Origin of the sequence: Clostridium sartagoforme, assembly GCF_004794105.1 — a bacterium.
In the GTDB taxonomy this organism is placed as follows: domain Bacteria; phylum Bacillota; class Clostridia; order Clostridiales; family Clostridiaceae; genus Clostridium; species Clostridium sartagoforme_B.
This window is the reverse complement of record NZ_SRYR01000001.1, coordinates 373,783-395,629: the sequence shown is the minus strand read 5'-3', so window position 1 is coordinate 395,629 and position 21,847 is coordinate 373,783. Positions and strand designations below refer to the sequence as shown.

At 27.4% G+C, this 21,847-nt stretch carries 18 protein-coding genes; 2 read left to right on the top strand and 16 right to left on the bottom strand.

Annotation, left to right across the window (positions count from 1 at the left end):
• Nucleotides 1-6 precede the first annotated feature (6 nt).
• The 8 genes from E5347_RS01635 to E5347_RS01600 form a co-directional block, all read right to left on the bottom strand.
• Entirely contained in the window at nucleotides 7-1,155 is a 1,149-nt protein-coding gene (locus tag E5347_RS01635) for an aminotransferase class V-fold PLP-dependent enzyme (RefSeq protein ID WP_136003932.1), read from the bottom strand.
• 160 nt (nucleotides 1,156-1,315) lie between these two features.
• A complete protein-coding gene (locus E5347_RS01630; RefSeq protein ID WP_136003929.1) occupies nucleotides 1,316-1,879 on the bottom strand; it encodes a DUF4489 domain-containing protein in 564 nt (187 codons plus the stop codon).
• Between the two features lie 309 nt (nucleotides 1,880-2,188).
• Nucleotides 2,189-2,791 carry a DUF4489 domain-containing protein gene (locus tag E5347_RS01625; protein WP_136003927.1) on the bottom strand — a complete coding sequence of 201 codons (603 nt, stop codon included), beginning with the start codon at nucleotides 2,789-2,791 and terminating at the stop codon, nucleotides 2,189-2,191.
• Between the two features lie 128 nt (nucleotides 2,792-2,919).
• Nucleotides 2,920-3,681 (bottom strand): hypothetical protein, encoded by a 762-nt coding sequence (locus E5347_RS01620; RefSeq protein ID WP_136003924.1) that lies wholly within the window; start codon nucleotides 3,679-3,681, stop codon nucleotides 2,920-2,922.
• 322 nt (nucleotides 3,682-4,003) lie between these two features.
• Nucleotides 4,004-4,186 carry a DUF1858 domain-containing protein gene (locus E5347_RS01615; RefSeq protein ID WP_136003921.1) on the bottom strand — a complete coding sequence of 61 codons (183 nt, stop codon included), beginning with the start codon at nucleotides 4,184-4,186 and terminating at the stop codon, nucleotides 4,004-4,006.
• A gap of 37 nt (nucleotides 4,187-4,223) precedes the next feature.
• Entirely contained in the window at nucleotides 4,224-4,772 is a 549-nt protein-coding gene (locus E5347_RS01610) for a hemerythrin domain-containing protein (protein WP_136003919.1), read from the bottom strand.
• Between the two features lies 1 nt (nucleotide 4,773).
• Nucleotides 4,774-5,415: a hypothetical protein gene (locus tag E5347_RS01605; protein WP_136003917.1), complete on the bottom strand. Its 642-nt coding sequence runs from the start codon at nucleotides 5,413-5,415 to the stop codon at nucleotides 4,774-4,776.
• 87 nt (nucleotides 5,416-5,502) lie between these two features.
• Entirely contained in the window at nucleotides 5,503-6,276 is a 774-nt protein-coding gene (locus E5347_RS01600; RefSeq protein WP_136005821.1) for a histidinol-phosphatase, read from the bottom strand.
• A 564-nt stretch (nucleotides 6,277-6,840) separates the two neighbouring features.
• Between E5347_RS01600 and ltaE the strand changes: the two genes are divergently transcribed.
• Nucleotides 6,841-7,875 carry a low-specificity L-threonine aldolase gene (ltaE, locus tag E5347_RS01595; protein ID WP_136003915.1) on the top strand — a complete coding sequence of 345 codons (1,035 nt, stop codon included), beginning with the start codon at nucleotides 6,841-6,843 and terminating at the stop codon, nucleotides 7,873-7,875.
• A 135-nt stretch (nucleotides 7,876-8,010) separates the two neighbouring features.
• Here the strand turns inward: ltaE and E5347_RS01590 are convergent, their stop codons facing one another.
• From E5347_RS01590 to E5347_RS01580, 3 genes are all read right to left on the bottom strand, one after another.
• Complete coding sequence (locus tag E5347_RS01590) at nucleotides 8,011-10,359, bottom strand: ATP-binding cassette domain-containing protein (RefSeq protein WP_136003913.1); 2,349 nt, start codon at nucleotides 10,357-10,359, stop codon at nucleotides 8,011-8,013.
• 288 nt (nucleotides 10,360-10,647) lie between these two features.
• Nucleotides 10,648-11,985, bottom strand: coding sequence for an FAD-dependent oxidoreductase (locus E5347_RS01585; RefSeq protein ID WP_136003911.1), 1,338 nt, complete (start codon nucleotides 11,983-11,985; stop codon nucleotides 10,648-10,650).
• 80 nt (nucleotides 11,986-12,065) lie between these two features.
• Entirely contained in the window at nucleotides 12,066-13,049 is a 984-nt protein-coding gene (locus E5347_RS01580; protein ID WP_136003909.1) for an alpha/beta hydrolase, read from the bottom strand.
• Nucleotides 13,050-13,163: 114 nt separating this feature from the next.
• Here E5347_RS01580 and E5347_RS01575 point away from each other — a divergent pair, with 114 nt between their 5' ends.
• Entirely contained in the window at nucleotides 13,164-14,243 is a 1,080-nt protein-coding gene (locus E5347_RS01575; protein ID WP_136003907.1) for a GerMN domain-containing protein, read from the top strand.
• A gap of 204 nt (nucleotides 14,244-14,447) precedes the next feature.
• Here the strand turns inward: E5347_RS01575 and E5347_RS01570 are convergent, their stop codons facing one another.
• The 5 genes from E5347_RS01570 to hdhA form a co-directional block, all read right to left on the bottom strand.
• A complete protein-coding gene (locus E5347_RS01570; protein ID WP_136003905.1) occupies nucleotides 14,448-17,828 on the bottom strand; it encodes an AAA family ATPase in 3,381 nt (1,126 codons plus the stop codon).
• 245 nt (nucleotides 17,829-18,073) lie between these two features.
• Complete coding sequence (locus tag E5347_RS01565) at nucleotides 18,074-19,240, bottom strand: class I SAM-dependent methyltransferase (protein WP_136003903.1); 1,167 nt, start codon at nucleotides 19,238-19,240, stop codon at nucleotides 18,074-18,076.
• A gap of 126 nt (nucleotides 19,241-19,366) precedes the next feature.
• Nucleotides 19,367-20,200 (bottom strand): deoxyribonuclease IV, encoded by an 834-nt coding sequence (locus tag E5347_RS01560; protein ID WP_136003900.1) that lies wholly within the window; start codon nucleotides 20,198-20,200, stop codon nucleotides 19,367-19,369.
• A 364-nt stretch (nucleotides 20,201-20,564) separates the two neighbouring features.
• Nucleotides 20,565-20,936: a hypothetical protein gene (locus tag E5347_RS01555; RefSeq protein WP_136003898.1), complete on the bottom strand. Its 372-nt coding sequence runs from the start codon at nucleotides 20,934-20,936 to the stop codon at nucleotides 20,565-20,567.
• A 59-nt stretch (nucleotides 20,937-20,995) separates the two neighbouring features.
• The gene (hdhA, locus tag E5347_RS01550) at nucleotides 20,996-21,784 is read right to left on the bottom strand and encodes a 7alpha-hydroxysteroid dehydrogenase (RefSeq protein ID WP_136003896.1); all 789 of its coding nucleotides are present in this window, start codon (nucleotides 21,782-21,784) and stop codon (nucleotides 20,996-20,998) included.
• Between the last annotated feature and the right edge of the window lie 63 nt (nucleotides 21,785-21,847).

Genomic DNA, 21,847 nt, shown 5'->3' with positions numbered 1-21,847 from the left:
TTTATCTTAATTTATATATCTTAATTTATATATCTTAATTATATTCTTAATTAACTCCTCAATATCTTTTGATGTATTAAAACATCCTGGACTTATTCTAACTGTCCCCATATACTCTGTTCCAATAGATTTATGAATTAATGCTGCACAATGATAACCAGTTCTAATAGCAATTTCTGCCTCATTTAACATTTCTCCTACTACTGATGAATCTATCCCCTCAATATTAAATGAAACTACTGCCACTCTATTATATATAGACTTATTTCCATATAATTTTATAAAAGGTAGCTTACTTAATTCTTCTAATAATTGTTTAGTTAATTCAATTTCTTCATTATATATATTTCTAATTCCAATCTTTTTTATAAATTTAACACCTGCACTAAGCCCAGCTATTCCTGGTGTGTTACTAGTACCACTTTCAATTATATCTGGCATTTCCTTTGGTTGAACCATAAGATTAGAACTGCTACCTGTTCCCCCTTCTTTAAAGGGTTTAATATTTATTCCTTCTTTTATATATAACCCGCCTGTACCTTGTGGTCCAAGCAATCCCTTATGCCCTGGAAATGCAAGAATATCTATATTATCTTTTTCAACATCAATGTTTATACTCCCAGCACTTTGAGATGCATCTAAAATGAAAATTAATCCATATTTTTTAGAAATTTCTCCTATAGTTCTAATATCCTGAATACTTCCAAGAACATTTGATGCATGATTAACTATTATCGCTTTAGTATTTACTTTAATTTCCTCCTTTATATCTAAAGGATTTATAAACCCGCCTTTATCACATTGTACTATTGTTACGTCAACTCCTTGCCTTGACATAGAGCTTAAAGGTCTTAATACAGAATTATGTTCAATTGTAGTAGTAATTACGTGATCTCCCTTCTTTAGCACTCCTTTAATAGCTATGTTTAAAGCTTCAGTTGCATTGCTAGTGAAAGCAATATTTAATGAATTTTTTATATTGAATAGGCTACCTATTAAATCCCTACACTCCATTATTTTAAGTGCTGATTTAATTGCCATGTCATGTGATCCTCTACCTGGATTAGCACAATAGTTTTTCATACAATTTATTACTTCATCATATACCTTTGAAGGCTTTGGAAAAGATGTTGCTGCATTATCTAAATATATCATTTTACCACCTTATTTAAATGCTTTAATATATTATATTATCATTAGAAAATTTTAGTTCTTTTAAAATATAAACTTACTTCATATATAAATCCCAAGATGAATAATACATCTTGGGAGAAACCTCGAGACTTGTTTTAGTTTATATTATTACTTAATTATTCTAGTATCTATCATGATTTTTTTTGCATTTATGACAACTATTCTTACAAGTTACAACTGCAGATAATGTTGAGTTATTAAATGCTGCTCCTAGAGCCACATCAGCTATAGCATTAACAGTTGCTACTACTGTATAAGTGCAACATTCATCCCCACAAGAATCAGTATCACATGTTGTAAATGAAGCAATAGACGCCTCAAAAACTTCTATACCTAATATTCCACCAGATATTGCCCATGCAGTTCCAACTGGTACTCTAGTTGCTTGACCCCTACATTGCTTATATACTCTAAGAACAATAGATCCTCCAACTAAACTAACACTTACAGGAACAACATAATTTGTTGAAAAATCTAATTTTACTATTGGATCACAAATACAAGAAGTATCTAAAGTAATTGATGCAAGTGGTAATTCTACATTTGATATTCCTTCACCTAATGTTAGAACTGGTATCGGAGTAGAACTAGGGCCACTACATTTTATTATTGTTGGACATTCGTCTTCTTCTTTATAATAATTTTCTCTATATTGATTAGAATATGCCCTTGACATAGAATTCATAAATGAATCTCTCCTTTTATCATAAGTTATATACTGTTTTTCAAAATTACTATCATAGATTATTTTTTATATATTATATATTATGTAAAAAGTTCAAAGATGTTCTTTTAACATAATATATTTGTAATATTTTTACCTACTTTCAAGTTGAAATTTTTATCTTACTAAATACCTACGATAAATATGAAATATACACTTAAATAATCTTTTTAATTTCTAAAAAAGAGAGTTGTAAATTCAATTTAAACTCTCTTTTTTGGTTTATACCATATTAATTTTTATATATCTAAAATCATACTTTCTACACTTTTAGTATCTATCGTGGTCTTTTTTACATTTATGACAACTATTTTTACAAGTTACAACTGCAGATAATGTTGAGTTATTAAATGCTGCTCCTAGAGCCACATCAGCTATAGCATTAACAGTTGCTACTACTGTATAAGTGCAACATTCATCTCTACAAGAATCAGTATCACATGTTGTAAATGAAGCTATAGCAGCTTCAAAAACTTCGATACCTAATATTCCACCAGATATTGCCCATGCAGTTCCAATTGGTACTCTAGTTGCTTGGCCCCTACATTGCTTATATACTCTAAGAACAATAGAACCTCCAACTAAACTAACACTTATAGGAACAACATAATTTGTTGAAAAATCTAATTTTACTATTGGATCGCAAATACAAGAAGTATCTAAAGTAATTGACGCAAGTGGTAATTCTACATTTGATATTCCTTCACCTAATGTTAGAACTGGTATCGGAGTAGAACTAGGGCCACTACATTTTATTATTGTTGGACATTCGTCTTCTTTTTTATCATCATCTTTATCATAATAATGTTTTTTACAATTATCAGAGCAATCTTTTTTACAAGGATCATAGTATCTTCTTGACATTGAATTCATAAGTGAATCCTCCCTTTTATTTATAAAATTATTTATAAAACCATTGATATTAATTTAGTATTAATAGTTTTCATTATTTTTAGTTTTATTTATTATTAACTAATTTACCCTTCGTATTTAAAGCTAAATTATCTATCAGTTTCTTCGCACTCTGGGAATAAAGGATCTAAGTTTTGATCTGGATAGAATTTAGGCACAGGTGCCCTTTCAAATCTTTCACATGGATCTTCTTCTGGTTCTTCTTCACAAGCTTCTCTTGGAACTGGGCAATAATCATATGCTGGAATTAATAATTGAACTATAAGCTGACATTTAACAACTATGAAGTACCCTAAAGTTATATCTAATACTTCATTTCCAGCTTCATCTTCAACTATTTGTCCGTCTAATGCTTCAGCAACCATTTCAAGCTTTATAATATTAGTATCTTCTTCGCTGCATTCATCTGATTCAGTACTTGCAGTAATTTGTGCAATTGATTCAGGACAGTAGAATCTTCCAATAACATCTGTTCTATGGATTTCAAAGAATTCGCTTTGAGTAACTCCACTTTCATCAATATAATCTGAATAGAAAGATATTACATAATTAAGAATTACTTTTTTAAAGTTAGGGTCTCCTTTAAGTGGTATCTTATCTACTGCTGTTAAACAAACTGCAAAATCTCTACTACTAAGATATCTTTTTGGATTAACAAGTGGATCACTTCTTAATTCAGCATCTGTAGTAGCAGTATCTGGTCCTTCAGCATAAACTAGGCATCGTTTAATTAAACATTGGTCGAATACCTTAGGGACTTCAACACAAACTAACTCAGAAGGATCCGGTAAACGCCCTTGTTTATTTACAAGGCCTGGGCGTGGCACAAACTTCTTAAAGTTAATGGACATATAATCTCCTTTCTTTAAAACTATAATACTCTAAATTAATTTTTTAATCATAGTACATATTATGTCGGAATATAAAAGAGGTGCTATAAAACTTGCTTACATTATAAGTTTTTTTAAGCTTTTTTAGTATAAAAAGACGAGATATTTTTTATTTAATTAACTGCTTAAAGGTGTAATTAAAAATAAAAATGAAAAAGCACTTATATAATTCATCTAAAATTATATAAGTACTTCTTTTTCAAAACTCCTAATAGAGTTCTTTCGTTAATTTTCATTTCTAATTATTAGTTTTTCATTGTGCGACAGCACCTTTTAATGCTTTCTATTTATTTAAAGCATCTAATAAATCTTGAAGATTTAATCCATGAACCATTGCCGCATCAGCAATAGTTTCGGCTTGAGCTGATGGGCATCCTATGCAACCCATTCCAAAACTCATTAAAACTTCAGCAGCATTTTCCTTCATCTTAACTACTTCTCCAATTGTCATATCCTTAGTAATCATATATCTCACCTATCCTTACATTGTAAAATTAAATTTATTATAAATACTTTGATTTAAGCTCATTTAATATATCTAAGCTTTCATCTTTTACATTACTATTTTCATCTTCAAAAATAACACATTCACTATCTATATTTTTTATAGTTTCTGCTTTAAGTTCTCTTTCAGCAAATTTATAAATAACATTATCTTCTTTATGAATATGTCTATCTAAAAGGTTACAATATGAAATTGCATTTGCTATAATATCTAATTTTACTTCATTATTACCTTCTTTATAAGATTTTAATGCTTCCTCTAAATTAGACACATATAATCTTCCAAGATCATGTTCAACTAACATTCCATACTTAACTACCTTTTCAGCAGTTTCACCAATTTCTTCTACCATTCTATTAAAAAGCATGATTTCTTCTTTTTTATGATGATGAGAATCTGCATAATTTCTTATAAATTTTATTACTTTATAAAAATCTTCTACATTAACTTTATTTTCTTCTAATATAATTAAAGAAGCTCTTCTAACTACCTTAAGCATTTCTTTTATATTTTTATGTTCTTCCATCATTAATTCAATTGCATTCATACTATCTCACTACCCTTTCAATAGAAAATTCGTTATTTCCTAGGAAATTATATTTATATTCCTTATTTAATATACTAACGAAGCTAGTAATCCACTTATCTCTTAAATCATAAAAGACTTTAACCTTTCCACCAAGACTTTCCCATATTTCACTATGAACACAAATTCTTCTTTTCCAAACTACTTTATTTTCATCTTGAGATATTACTTCATTTACTCTATCACAAGGCATTCCATCTAAAATATAATCATTCATTGAATTAAAAATATCTATAGCATTAAATTCTTTTATTCCCTTACTTAATACTTCTTTAGCTGCATTTTCACCTTGAGCAATAAATAAACTTTCTAGTTTTAATATATCACTATTTTTTTCTAATATTATAGTAATCCAACTAGCAACTCTACTTTCAGCTGAAGTTATTCTGTCTTGAAGCCATCCATGAATATTAGAAGTATCTATTATATCTTCAAGTGGTAAATTAGGAGTTTTCTCTCCAAACTTACTAATAATTTGATTATTAATAGCTTCTATATCTAACCCTTCTTCTTTAGCTAATGAAATTATATCTTCTTCAAGATTTTCAAACCAAGTAATTTTATTAAATAGCCAGTAATGTATCTTTCCTAAAAATAAACTCATTTCTCTACCTCCATAACTAATCTCTAATGGTAGTTTATCATATGTATGTACAAACATCTGTAACATTAGTTACAGGTGATTTAAATTTTAAATTTTATCTATTAGTTCTAGTCCTAAAGATTTTGCAAACTCTTCACCTAAATGTCTATTTCTTAGGTTTTCAGGGGTATGTGCATCTACACCTAGAATTCTTTTAATATTATATTCTTTAGATAATTCCCAAAAATCTTTTATTGGATAGAAATATCTTTCACCTAAGTTATATTCAACTTTTCCTCTATTAAAACCATTTATGTTTATTTCTAAAGGCATATTTAGCCTTTCAGCTGCTTCAAATATTCTTCTAGATGCTTTTATTGCAGCATCATCCCAATTTCTATACTTTACTCCAAATAAATCTGGATGAGCTATATATGAAAAATATCCACTTTCCATTGTTTTTATAACAAAATCAATATATTTTTCTAAAATTTCTTCTGTAATTTCAATATTACCTATATATTCATATTTACCTTTATAAGGGAAAAAATGAACACCAGCTATTAAGTAATCTGCCTTATGCTTATTGAATAATTCTTCATATAACCAACGATATTCTTCAAAATATTCACATTCTATTGCTGATTTTATAGAAATTTCATTACCATATTTTCTTTTTGCTTCTTCTATTTCATAAAAATATTCTTCTAAATTTTCATATCTCATCCTGTTAAAGTTATCTATATTTTTCCCTGGATGTGGCATATGATCAGAAATTCCAATTTCATCATATCCTTCTTCAATTGCTACCTTAATATAATCTTCAATTGTACCATCTGCATGATTACATCTGTAATTATGTGTATGATAATTAGTCTTCATCATTTTCACCTATCCTTATTATCTAATTTAAAACAAAATTTCTACTAATATACATCATATCACATATAAAAGCTATATTCTAATCTAAAAACAGCATGAAAATGTTACCAATAAAATTTTTATATAAAATTCTCTATTCTTCCTTGGACCTTTATTACTCTCTTTATAATTGCACTTTGAAGTATAACTACATTCTCCATTTCACTTAAATAACAGTAATCTAATACCTTAAAACTAATTTCTTCTTTTCTTTCATAATTAGTTACATATACCTTAAATAATGGTCTACTGCTATTTTCCCCATGAGTAGTTTTAACTATACCTGTACATATTCATTAATCTTAGAAATTCATTATATATGCCAAATTTAGTAAAAATAATTGATATATTGCTAACTATAGCCATAGTAAGTGGAATTATAAAAAATGCTCTTAGTTGTTCTAAACTTCTTCTATCTTACCCCATAACTCCTCAATAAAATAATATTTCAAATTTCTTCATAAACTTGTACTATTTATATTATAATTGAATTAATTGTATATATAGTTATTAGGAGGTTATTTTATGAAATATATCGATTTAAGAAGTGATACTGTAACAGAGCAACCAGATTTTATGAAAGAAGCTATGTTTAATGCAGAAGTTGGTGATGATGTTTATGGCGATGATCCAACAGTACATAAATTAGAAGTTTTAGCTGCAAGTATTGTAGGAAAAGAAGCAGCATTATTTGTACCTAGTGGTGCCTTTGGTAATCAATTATCATTATTTACTCATTGCAAAAGAGGAAGTGAAGTAATAATTGCTGATTCCAACCATATTATTGCTCATGAGGTAGGGGCAAGCTCTGTAATAGCTGGAGTTCAGCTTAGAGCTATAGATTCTCCTAATGGAGTTATAAAAGCTAAAGATATAGAAAAAAGAATTCGTTTTGAAGATGAAGATATTCACTTTCCTTCAACATCATTGATTTGTATAGAAAATGCTCATTCAAGTGGTAATGTTCTTACTCTTTCTGAAATGGAAGAAGTATATAATGTAGCCAGGAAATATAACTTACCTGTTCATTTAGATGGTGCTAGAATATTTAATGCAGCTGCATCATTAGATGTAGATATTAAAGAACTAACTAAATACTGTGACTCAGTAATGTTTTGTTTATCAAAAGGTCTATGTGCCCCAGTTGGATCAATAGTTGCTGGAAGTAAAGAATTTATAGATAAGGCTAGAAAGAAAAGAAAGCTTTTAGGTGGTGGCTTAAGGCAATCTGGTTATTTAGCTGCTGCTGGAATAGTTGCTTTAGAAAAAATGTCAACTAGATTACATGAAGATCACGATAATGCTAAATTACTTGCAGAGGAATTAAATAAAATTCCTGATATAAAAGTTGATTTTGAAAATCTAAAGATAAATATGGTATTCTTTAAATTCACTTCTACTAATATTGACACTAAGGCTTTAGTGAAATATTTCTTAGAAAATAATATTAAAATAAATGATATGGAAAATGGAGTAATGAGATTTGTAACTCATTACTGGGTTAAAAAAGAAGATGTATTAACGGTAGTGAATAAATTAAAAGAATTTTTGAATGCTTAGAAAATTAACTAATTAATAATGAAAAAATAGCAAAGTAATTTGCTACGAACTACTAAAAACAAGAAAAAAGAAACTCAAGGCACGCCTTGGGTTTCTTCTTTAATTCTTTAATTTTTTCATTTCTTCATTTTTTCATTACTCTGTTCTTAATGCTTCAACTGGATCTTTCTTAGATGCCATCTTGGCTGGTATAGAACCACCTAACATTGTAAGTAAAACACTTATAATTATTAGAATTATAGCATGTACTGGATTTAATACAGCTACTCCTTCTAAATCTGTTACTTTATATAATATAGCATTTGTTGGGAAGGTTAATAGGTATGCAATTATTATACCTAAAATTCCAGAGCAACTACCAACTATAAAGGTTTCAGCATTAAATACTCTTGTGATATCCTTCTTTCTTGCTCCTAAAGACCTTAAGACACCAATTTCTTTTGTTCTTTCTAGAACAGAAATATAAGTTATAATTCCAACCATTATTAATGAAACAACTAAAGATATTGCAGCAAAGGCTATAAGTACCATAGTTATTGCATCCATTATACTACCTGATAAGGTTGCAAAAGTTTTAGCCATATCATTATATAATATTACATCTTCTTTAGATTTATCTTCATTCCATTTATCAAGATAACTTACAACTGCTTCCTTACTTTCAAAATCCTTAGGATATAAAGTTATCATATAAGGTATTTCAGTTCCTCCAATTGAAGCTAAAATATTCTCCTTAGTATTTTCAGAACTTCTACCTTGAGTTTCGGATGTAAAACCTTCTCCTGTAAATACATTATAATCAGCAGCTTCTTGATCTTTTACTACTTCGGAGTTCTTAGCATTATCAATAAAGAATTTGCTTAATTCATCTGAGTAAGCAATACCTTCTGATAATACTGGAATTTTCACATCTTCTTTTAATCTTAATATTCCTTTTATTTTTAGAGAAATAGCTTTTTCACTATTATAAAGTTCACTCATATATTTTGGATTTCCAGCTAATGTATAGAAGCTTCCTACCTTTTTATAATAATCATCATTTTGGATAGCTTTAATTTCATATCCGATAATATCATCAAATGATATTTCTTCTTTACTTGAATCTATTCCTAATACCTTTAAAATTTCAGTATCTACATTATTATATTCATCAACTACTAGAACTAAATCATTCATTGTTTCTGGATAACTTCCTGCCAGTACATCATATGAACTTTCTAAATATCCTGCTTTATCACTTTCTAATGAAATAGGATAAGATGATAATCTCAAGTCAGACGAATTAATTGGTGTAGCCACACTACCATCAGTCTTTAAAAGATTCATATTAACTAGACGAGTATATGAAACACCTGATAAGCTATTTGAATCTATCTTTTCAATATAATCTAAATACTCTTGTGTTATTTTATTATTATGAATAAAAGTATTTTCCTTACTATTATATGGATAAATAAATTTATCTTCTGGATATTTAGTATTATCCTCTTCTTCCTTACCAAGCATTTCTTTTCTCATTTCCTTACTATGTTCCATCATTTCATTCATATCTACTTCAGCAGCTTGCTGAGATATCATAATAGGAAATCCTGATAATGTATCACTTTCAAATATATCTATTTGCTTATCGAAACCATTTGATAAAGATAATATTAGAGCAATACCTATAATACCTATGCTAGATGCAAAGGCTGTTAAAAAAGTTCTCCACTTCTTAGTTCTTATATTCATAGCTGATAACTTTAATGCAGTAAAGAAACTCATACTAGTTTTTTTAATCTCATAATTATCACTTTTATCTAACTCATTAATAGGCTTAGAATCTGAAATCACACTTCCATCCCTAAATTCTATAATCCTATCAGCATATTCTTCTGCAAGCTCTGGATTATGCGTAACCATTATAACTAGTTTATCCTTAGCTATATCTTTAATAATTTCCATTATTTGAACACTAGTTTTAGTATCTAAAGCACCTGTTGGTTCATCAGCTAAAATTATATCTGGATCATTAGCTAGAGCTCTTGCTATAGCAACTCTTTGCATTTGTCCACCTGATAACTGATTAGGTTTCTTATGCATATGTTCCTTTAATCCAACTATTTCTAAAACTTCTTTTGCCTTATTATGTTTTTCAGAAGCTGATACTCCACTTAATGTCATACCCATTTCAACATTATCTAATATATTAAGATGTCCAATTAAATTATAACTTTGAAATATAAATCCTATACTATTATTACGATAAGCATCCCAATCAGAATCTTTAAATTCTTTAGTTGACTTACCATTAATAATTAAGTCTCCACTATCATATTTATCTAATCCACCTATAATATTTAAACATGTAGTTTTACCAGAACCACTAGGCCCTAAAATAGCTACAAATTCACCTTTTCTAAAACTCAAATTCACTTCATTTAATGCAACCTGAGTATAGTCCCCAGTTACATACGACTTTTTGATATTTCTTAATGATAACATATACCTACTCCCTTTATCCTTTATTTACTTATATAAAAATTAAAATATCTATTCTCTCAATTTATATAGTTTACTTTAAAATATTTTTCTACTTAAAATTCTATAAGACTACAAGATATGAACTACTTGTTGAAACATATATACTATAGTAATTCTTAACTTATATTCTGAGGTTATACATACTATTATAACTAATATAAGAATTATTTTCTATTTTTCTACGGAAAACATAAAAAGACTGTTATAAAAATAACTATTAAAGCTATTTTTGTAACAGTCTAAATTAAACTATTGCTTTATTCTTTTTAATGCAGCTGAATTTAATATTCCCCAAGGCTTATTAAAGTGAGGTTGGAAGAAGAAGTCTGTCATAGCTAATTCTTCAACAGTCATCTTATTTTGAATTACTACTGAAAGGGTATTCATAAATTCAGTCATATCTACTTTAGATGCAATTTGCCCTCCAACTATTCTCCTACTTTCTACTTCATAAACAATCTTTAATTGTACGTCTTCAAAGGTAGGCATAAATTCCGGTCTATTATTTTCGTGAATAGTAACACTTTCTACCTTTAAGTCAGAAGTACTGTGAGCTGCATCTACTGTAAGCCCTGTTGATGCAATACATACATCATAAATCTTAATTCCTGAAGTACCTTGGGTTCCCATATATTTCAATGTTGGCTTTTCTATATTACTTCCAATTAACATTCCCATTCTTACAGCATTTGTTGCAAGTGGAATATATCTTTTATCATTAGCCGGGTTATATCTTACCATACAGCAATCACCTGCTGCAAAGACATCTTTCCTACTTGTTCTCATATAATCATCTATGATAATTGCTCCATTTTTTAAAGTATCTAATTTTCCTTCAATTAACTTAGTATTTGGTCTAAAGCCAATACATAATACTACTAAATCTCCTTCATATTGAGACTTATCAGTTATTACTTTAGAAACTTTATTATTATCCCCTTCAAACTTTACTACCTTTTCACCAAGGACTAACTTTATCCCTCTATTAGTAAATTCCTTTTCAGCTATATCAGAAAATTCTTTATCTAAATACTTAGACATAATTCTATCTTCTGCATCTATTAACGTTACCTTCTTACCTAAAACTTGAAAAGCTTCTGCTAGTTCAACTCCTATATAACCTGCACCTATAATAATTACATTATTTGATGAATCTTTCTTCTCATCAATAATTTTTGCATGATGATAGTTTTTACAAAGTAATATATTTTCTAAGTTTATACCTTCTATATTAGGAATAATAGGCCAAGATCCCAAGGTTAAAATTAACTTATCATAATTATCTTCAAACTCTTCATTACTAACTAAATTTTTTACATTCAATTTTTTATTATCAAAATCTATATTTAAAACTTCATGCTTCATTCTAGTTATAATTCCGCTTTCAGCTAAGTTTTCTGGTGAGTTATAAAAAAGCTTTTCTGGTTCCTTTACTACGTCACCGACACTTAAAGCAATTCCACAGGATAAAAAGGATATATTATCATTTTTTTCGTATACTGTTACTTCTGCATCTGGATGCAATGCTTTTAAATTTACTACAGATGAGGTACCTGCATGAGTACATCCTACAACTACAACTTTCATTTGTATCCTCCTTTAAAAATAATTAATTAAAACTAGTACTAGTAATATATTTTGCTAAAAAGTTAATATTATTCTGTTTCTTATACATTTTGAATTACAAATAGAAGCATCTTTAAGCCAACTTGCATAATTTCTTCCATATCAAATTCTGAGAAATCATGAGTTGCACCTTCTAAGGTTATTATATTAGCTTTATTATTTTTGCTTTCTAATTCATTATATAGTTTTTCCGCATTTTCATATGGAACTATAGTATCCTTCCTACTATGGATTATTAACGTCTTTGGTTCATTTTCATCCACATAATTTATTGGACTATATTTAGCTAAGATTTCATCTTTGCTACTTCCTACAGAATTAATTATTTGCTCTAGATCCCAATTAACATTATCCATATTTAATGTAGTTAAATCTGTTGGTCCAAAAAAGTTAATTAAATATTTTACATCAGAGGGATAATCTTTAATATCATCTTCACCAATAAATTCATTATTATCACTATATGCTGCCATTAATGATAAGTGAGCACCTGAAGAAGCTCCAAGAATACCTATATTATCAGTATCAAAATTATATTTTTCTTTATTTTTATAAATCCATCTAATAGTATCTTTTACATCAGAAATTTGCTTATAGAAGTTTTCTTCTCCCCTCATTAACTGATAGCTTGTGCTTATTATAGTAAAACCTTCTTCCCTAAAGGCATCTAATAAAGGTGATATAGCCTCTGGTATATCTTTACTACCATAAACCCAGCTTCCACCATGAACATAAAGTAAAACTTTTGATCCACCTTTTACCTCTTTTTTAGGTCCATATATATCTAAGGTTTGAGAAATACCATTAGTATTTTTATATTCTACATCTTTATAATCAATATCAGTACTAGCTTCTAAAGATAAATTATCTTCAATGATGCTACTAGGATTTTCTACTATATTAGAATACTTCTTTACTATATTTATTGTTAAACTTATTTTATCTCTAATTAAAAATGCAAAAACTCCTAAACTTATAACTATTAGAAGTAATATTATTCCTAATGTCTTAAAAAACTTTTTCATAATCTTCTCCTTACTTTTTATTAATAATAGTTTACCACTATTTTATATTATTTTTGTCAATAATAACTAAATAGGTAAATAGAATATATAGAATATGTATTTAGGAAGTGTATTATGAAAAGAAAAATATTTTTATTACTTTTCTCATTAATTTTCTCTTTTATATTAGTTAGCTGCAATAAACCTAAAGATAATCCTCCTTCAAACTCAACAAACCCTCCAAAGGAAAATATTGAAGAAGAAAATAACACTAATGAAAATGAATCAAATAATAATAATAATAATAATAATAACAATAATGTATCTAAAAAAACTGTTAGACTATTCTACTTTGATACAGTAAAATATGGCCTTTATTATGTAGATAAAGAAATTGAAGTTACTGACAATGCAATTATAAAATCTTTAACTAACGAACTTCAAAATTATACCCCAAATGATAACTTTTTAAATTTAACTGATAAGGTTGAAATAACATCATCAGCCTTAGATGAGTCTACTGGAGTTTTAAAAGTAGTATTTTCATCATCTTATACTGATAAAATGCTTTTAGGCTCTTCAACAGAAGGTGGACTGTTATCCTCATTACTTTCAACTTATGGCTATAACTTAAATGTAGATAAAATAGCGATTTATTTTGGTGATGAGTTATATACTTCTTTGCGGGGTGATTTACCAAAAGGATATTTTGATGTTAATTATAACTCAGCTACTAAATATTCAAAAGAAAGCTATAATGCTGATGATACTTCTACATCTACAAACGTAAAAAATATGAACTGTAGAATATACTATTATAACGCTAGTGATGATATGTATTACTATCAAGATAAATCAATTGAAGTTGTTGACAGTGCTTTAGTAACATCCTTAACTAAAGAATTAAAAAATATACCTAACAATAATTTTTTAAACTATGGAGATAACTTAGCAGTAAGGTCTGCAAAGTTAAATAATGATATCTTAACTGTTGATTTATCACCATCTTATTATAATATGCTAAGAAGTCTCGGTTCTGGTCCAGAAGCCTCTGCTTTAAAAACCTTAGCCTTAACTTATAGCTATAATTATGGAATTAATAAAGTAATAATTGTAATTGATGGAAAGCCTTACTCTGGAAGTCACTTAATGTTCAATGAAAATGAATATATAGATATAAATGTTAGTAATATAAAGGAATACAAACAGTCGTAAAATGCGGAGCATTTTATTAACTAAGAATTAAAAATGAAGAATTAAGGATGTTTTGCACATCAAAACTTAAATTTCATCTTGGGGCAAAGCACCTTTTTTCAAAACTCTAAAGGAGTTTTTTCCTTCATTCTTCATTCTTCATTATTAATTTTTCATTATTTTGCTTCGCAAAATTTAGATTATATCAATAGGATATTTGCTATTTTATTTATTAATAAAAACATTTTTTTGTAAGAATTTTTCCTTACTCTTAATTATATCTTGAGTCATAATTAAGTTTATTTCTTTATTATTAATTTTCGTATCACATATTCTTATACTTTGCTCTCTAATTAATATATCTAGATACTGCTTTACCATTAGAGCATTCCTTAAAGTTAATTTTTCATTTTCGTATAATTCATGTATTGTGCTAGATAAATCATTATCTGAATTAATATCTAATACATATCCTTTACTTTCTAATATTCCCATTGCCATATATACCAATTCTTCTTTACTATAATCTTTAAAGTTTAGCATTGAAGAAAATCTATAATTAAGTTCTGGATTTATATTCATTAGTTTTCTAATATCTTCTTCTTTACCTGATAGGGTTAATACTGAATTATTGCTGTTCTTATCCATAAATTTAATTAAGTCTTTTATTATTTTATTAGTATAAGGTTTTAGTAAGAATTCAGCTCCATCAATATATATTACTTTTCCTATTTGTTTATTTAGAACTTCTTCAAAAGATTTATTATTATTTATACAATCTATTGCTTCATCTTTATTTATTTCAACTATATTTTTAGCTTTTATTATTCCCATACTATATAATATTTCTGAAAAAATATTCAATACAGTCTTCTTTCCTGTACCAACTTTTCCTGTAAATATAATATTCATATATCTATTAATATCAGTAGATAATCCTAGCTTTTTTCTCTTTTCCTTTACTCTAATAAGCTTATACTGATTTCTTAAAAACTCCTTAGCTTCTTCATTACCAACTAAACTTTTCAAATGTTTTTCTAAATCAAACTCATTATCATATTGAGAAGTATTTAATTTCTCTATATCCTTTGCAGTAATTAAATTTATTTCATATGCACTGGTATCCTCTTCAACTATTCTAATACTTTGTTCTCTTATTAGGTTTTCAACATAGTTTCTAACCATTCTCCCATTTCCAGATTGTGAATCTGAATTTTCATAAATATCAACAAAACTTTTCTTTAATGAACTGTATCCATTTTTAGATAACTTAAATCCCTTACCTTCAATTAACCTAATAGACATTTCCAGAAGTTCATTTGGATTATAGTCCTTAAAGTTAGTCCATAAAGGAAATCTTGATCTAAGCCCTATATTTACATCGAAGAAATTCTCCATTTCTTCTTCATAACCAGCTAATATCACTATTACCTCTCTTGAATTATCTTCAATAAGCTTTAATAAAGTTTCTATTGCTTCCCTACCTAAGCTATCATTAGCTAAAGTATATGCCTCATCTATAAATAAAACTCCACCTAATGCTTCTCTAAATTTTTCTTCTGTTTTCTTAGCGGTTTCTCCTGGAATATTGGAAACAAAGCTTGATCTATCACATTCAACTAATTGACCAATCTTTAATAATCCCATACTATTTAGCATCTCTGCAACTAATCTTGCTATACTGGTTTTACCAGTACCTGGATTGCCTGCAAAAACCATATTTAAGTTTTGCTCTATTTCTGTATTTACTCCAACAGATTTTCTTTTTTCTTGAGCTATTAATAACTTATATTGACTTCTTAAAAGATTTTTAACATCTTCAAGCCCTATAATATTATTTAGCTTTTCTTCTAAATCAAACTTGGCATTAGCTTTAAAGTTAAAATCTTCTCTCTCTAAAAGATCTATTTCACTTTTATTATTATTTAAGTATTTTCTAGAGGAATAAATAATAGCATTTTCAATTATATTTCTTGCAAATCTTGCATTACCTAAATCATTTTTTCCAGTAAGCTGATTTCTAGTAAATAAATCTATCAAATCATTCTTAACATTTTTAGAAATCCTATAGCCCTTAGATTTAGCTATTTGAAGAGCTATTTCATACATTTCAGTAGGAGTATAGTCTTCAAAATGAATAATATTAGGGAATCTAGATTTAAGACCTTGATTTACCCCTAAAAACTCTTCCATATCTTTTTCATATCCTGCTAGTATAACAATTAAATTGTTTCGATTATCTTCAATTCCCTTAATTAAAGCATCTACAATTTCTTTTCCAACCCTATCCTCTTCACCTTCATATAAAGAATAAGCTTCATCAATAAATAAAACGCCTCCTAAGGCTGACTTTATAATATCATTAGTTCTTTTTGCTGTTTCACTTACATTATCAGAAATGAAATCTGCCTTACTAACTTCAACTAATGTTCCTTTAGACAATAATCCTAAAGCATTCAAATAATCATACGTTATTCTAGCTGCATTGGTTTTTCCTGTCCCTGCATTTCCTGCAAAAATCATATTTAATGATATATATGAAGTTCTAAGTCCAAGCTTTTCTCTAATTTTTTGCACTTTATGATTGTTTTCTATATTTAATAAAAATTCCTTTAATTCCTTAACTCCAATCATGGATTCAAGCTTATATTTAACCTCTTCTAATGTAGGTACTGAATACTTTAATAATCTATAAACTGTACTATTAACTCTACATCTTAAATCATTATTTTCTACATAAACTAAAGCTTTATCTCCTTGCCTTAAGCCTTCTTTATTTATTAAATTTATAATTGGATGACTAAAAGTATAATTAATGTATTCACTAATATCAAAGCTTCCTTTTTTACTAAAAGAATTTTGTAGGTACTCACAAACTCCATACCTATCTTTATCTAAAGTGGCATCCTTAAATCCTAAAACTATTTGTATTCCAAAATTACTTTTTATCTTTTCTATTTCATTATTTAGTCTTTTTCTTATAATAGAGTTTTTTTCTCCTTCTGTAAGCTCTTTTGTAGTCAATACTTTATCTATATTAGTAAAGGTATTTTCAATTACCTCATCTATTTCATTTTTATCTTCATAATTATAAACAAATATAAAGAATTTACTATGGCAAATAAATTGATTTATTGTATTTTTTTCGTCTTTTTCTGCTTCAACTAAAAATTTATTCTTTATTGTATAGTTATTTTTTAGGTTAATACATGAATCAGGTTGTATCTTTGATAAAACTTTTATTATTTCATCTGATGCCTTCTCTACATTCTTAAACATTATCCCTTCTGATTTATCACTATTAAGCATTTCATATAAATCACTTAAAAAAGCATTATATCCTAAATTAAAGTTATATGAAGCTAGATCTATTTCTTCAAGTCTTTTCTTAGTAATTAATTTTTCTTTATATAATTCTTCAAATACATACCTAATAGATACTTTTTTAAATGTATTTCTTTGACCTGATATTAATAAAATTCCTTTTTCATTTTTATCAATCTTTGAGATAAAATAATTTGTTATTTCATCAAAAAAATCTTTTTGTCCTATAAACTCTCTATTTAGCTTATTTTTTATCTTATATTTTATTGAGTCTTTTTCCATAGTAATTCCTCCTCTTATCTTCTATTTTATATTATTCTAATCTTACTTTTAGTAACTTAATCACTAACTAAGTAAATATATAATCTTGATTATTATCTAGCCTTGATCTAACCCATAACAAACTTATATTTATATTCTTGAATTCTAAAGGATTAGATTATAAATACTTATCTACAGAATAAATTATTTATTATTTCTTGTAATATAAAAAATGCTGCACCTTAATTAAAGTACAGCACTGTAGATTATATTAATTTATCGCTTTTTAACAAATTTAATAATGTTGGATTAAAGTTAAATTCCTTTGTTAAATTATCAACTTCACTTAAAGCTTTTTCTTTCTTATCTAAAGATATATTAGATTTCGATGCTCTTATTAAAATATTTTTAGGTGAGTGAGCTATATCTATAAACTCTAAAAGTTGAGTCTTATATCCTGCTGCTTCAAGTAAATTTCCACGTACAGCATCTGTCATTAAAGCAGAAACTCTTTCTTGAATTATACCATATTTTGAAATAATTGATAAGGATTCTGGCTTTATCTGAGAATTAAATTCATGCTGACAACATGGAACTGAAAAAATCATTTTAGCTTTCCACTTAATAGCATTGTATAAAGCATAATCTGTAGCAGTATCACAAGCATGTAATGTTATTACCATATCAACATTATTCTCATACTTATATCCATTTATATCTCCAAGTTCAAAATGTAAATTATCGTACTTATATCTTTTTGCAATTTCATTACATTTCTTTATAACATCTTCTTTTAAATCTAGTCCTATCATTTTAACCTTAATATTTTTAATTTCTACAAAATAATAATATAGAACAAAGGTTAAATATGATTTTCCACAACCAAAATCTAATATAGTAAGTTCTTTATAATTATTTTTTCTTATTTCATCATCAATTATTTCTATAAATCTATTAATTTGCTTATACTTATCGTACTTTGAATTAATAACCTTACCTTCCTTAGTAAAAACACCTAAATCTATTAAAGGCTCAATTATCATACCTTCTTTTAAAATGTAATTCTTTTCTTTATTATGACTTTTATTAGCTAAGCTCTTGTTATCAGTCTTCTTTTTACCTAAAAACACTTTTCCCTTTTTTGATATCTTTAAATCAAAGGTAGTAGTATTAGTCCAAGCACCAAGTTGCTTATAATTATTATGTACTAAATCAATTAGTTTTTTTTCTAATTCATTAGATTCAATATTTTCATGAAAAACTTGCTTATCAGTAAAGCTTTCAACTTGATAATACTTCTTTCCTTTTTTATTGCTCTTTAATTCAATATTTATCTTATTATATTTAACATCTTTATTTAATTTGTTACTAACAACAACCTTTATTACTTCTTCATTAATAATTTCTCTAATTGCTTTTATTAAATCTTCCACTAAAAACACACCTTTCTAAATATCAATTATAATCTAAAGATATGTAATCTATCAAGAAAATAAAAAAGTAGTAGCCATATAAGCTAAAATCAGCCTACATAGCCACTATAAAATAAAGTTATAAAATTATCCTTGGTATCTACTTCTTAATAATTCTATTTCCTTTGCATAACCATCTAACTCATTAGGTGTTTCTAAGAAAAATGGTAAATGCTTAAGTTTTGGATGATTAATTATATTAGTTATTGCATCTAATCCAACAAATCCTTCTCCAATTTTTTCATGTCTATCCTTATGACTTTTAAATGGGTTTTTGCTATCATTTAAATGAATTGCTTTTAATCTATCTAATCCAATTACTCTATCAAATTCTTCTAAAACTCCATCTAAGTTATTAACAATATCATATCCTGCATCATATATATGGCAAGTATCTAAACATACTCCCATTTTATCTTTTAACTCAACTCTAGAGATAATCTCAGCTATTTCTTCAAAAGTTCTACCTACCTCTGAACCTTTTCCAGCCATAGTTTCTAATAAAACTGTTGTAGTTTGATCTTCTCTTAAAACATTATTTAATAAATCTACTATGTAGTTTATTCCAACCTCTACCCCTTGTTTAACATGACTTCCTGGATGGAAATTATATAAATTATTTGGCATAAGCTCCATTCTATTCAAATCATCTTCCATCATTTCTCTTGCAAATTCTCTAGTTCTTTCATCAGCAGAACATGCATTTAATGTATATGGTGCATGAGCTAAAATAGTTGCAAAGTTATTTTCTTTAGCTATTTTTAAAAGCCCCTCCATATCCTTCATATCTATATCTTTAGCTTTTCCACCTCTAGGGTTTCTAGTAAAGAATTGAAAAGTATTAGCTCCAATTTCTAATGCTTCTTTTCCCATATTTTCAAAACCTTTTGTTGTTGATAAATGACATCCTATATTTAACATTATTTCCTCCGTAATTACTTCATTCCTACTTGTTTTTCTTATTTTAATTAACTCAATGATACTATAAGACTTAGTATTATGGCAAGAGCTAATTAATAAAAGTTATTATTTAATAATAAAATAACATAACTAATGTTATCTCACAATGTAAAATGAATATTGAATAATGAAAAATAACTTAATGCAAATTATATATTTATTTCATTTCTATATGTTCTCATACCACCACTAAAAAAAGTGCTATTGAATCTGCTGAAATAGAAGAAAAAAGGCCAATAAAAATAATTTAAAATTATTTTTATATAATTAAGGAACCTAATATATATAATTAAGTTCCTTATTTTATCATAATTTAAATTTCTAATTATATTATAAAGGTTATGGCAGCTGAAAGTACTCCACCTATTACAAGTGAGAATGTGCTAAGTGCAAACCCTATATTGATTTTTCCACTAACCTTTTCCCTACTCATCTTTGACACTTCTAAATTTGCATTTGCTATATATTGAGCATTACTTTGACCTAAGCCTTGCAATGAAAGTCCCATGGGGTCTCCTGAAATTGAAGCAAAAATCCCAACAAAAATTAGTATTAATCCTTCAATAAATAATACACTTTCGTAATCTTTATAAGATGTTACCTTAGTTATTATTAAACCTATTAATGCAGCTAATCCAAGCCAAACTACACCCCAAATTATTGACTTAATAAGTAATGATACTCTTTCATCTTTCATAATTACTCCCCCTTTTATACATTATAACATATTTTTACCAAATTGTATATTTTCCCATATTATTTTCTTATTGAATCACCAAAAAGTGGTGTTGGTATTCCAAAGCCTCCAGCTACTTCTAATAAATTCCCTGTTATATAAGATGAATCATCACTTGCATAAAATACTACAGCATTTGCAATATCCTCAGCTTCTCCTGCTCTATTTAATGGTACATGTTTTAGAAAAGCATTTAAAAACTCTTCTGACATATTATCTTTTGCTGAGTCAGTTGCAATAAATCCTGGCAAAACAGCATTACATCTAATTTTATCTCTAGCATATTGAATAGCTATATTTTGTGTTAATGAGTTAATAGCAGCTTTTGAAACAACATAAGCGACTCTTGATAAATCTGGTATTACAGATCCTATAGTCGATATATTTATAATACTTCCACCACCATTTTTTATCATATATGGAATAGCCTCTTTAGATGGTAAATAAACACTTTGAAGATTATCTTTAACTATTCTAAAAAATTCATCCTCATTTCCATTAACTACGTCTAAATCCACCTTTACATCTGTCCCACCATAATTATTAACTAATATATCTAACCTTTTATCCTTTTCTATAACTTCCCTTATCATAGTCTTATATGTTTCTGGCTTCTTTGCATCAAAATATACTACATCTGCATTGCCACCCTTTGCTATAATTTTATTGGCTATTTCTCTTCCTGCTTCTGGTCTTCGTACTGCTAGATAAACCTTGGCTCCATTATCTCCAATCCTTTCTGCAATGGCTAATCCAATTCCTCTTGTTGAGGATGTTACTAGTGCTATTTTATTCTCTAACTTCTTCATTAGGCACCTCCAAAATTAATATATAATCTTAGTTATTTTGCCCATGAATATTTATTTTAAAAT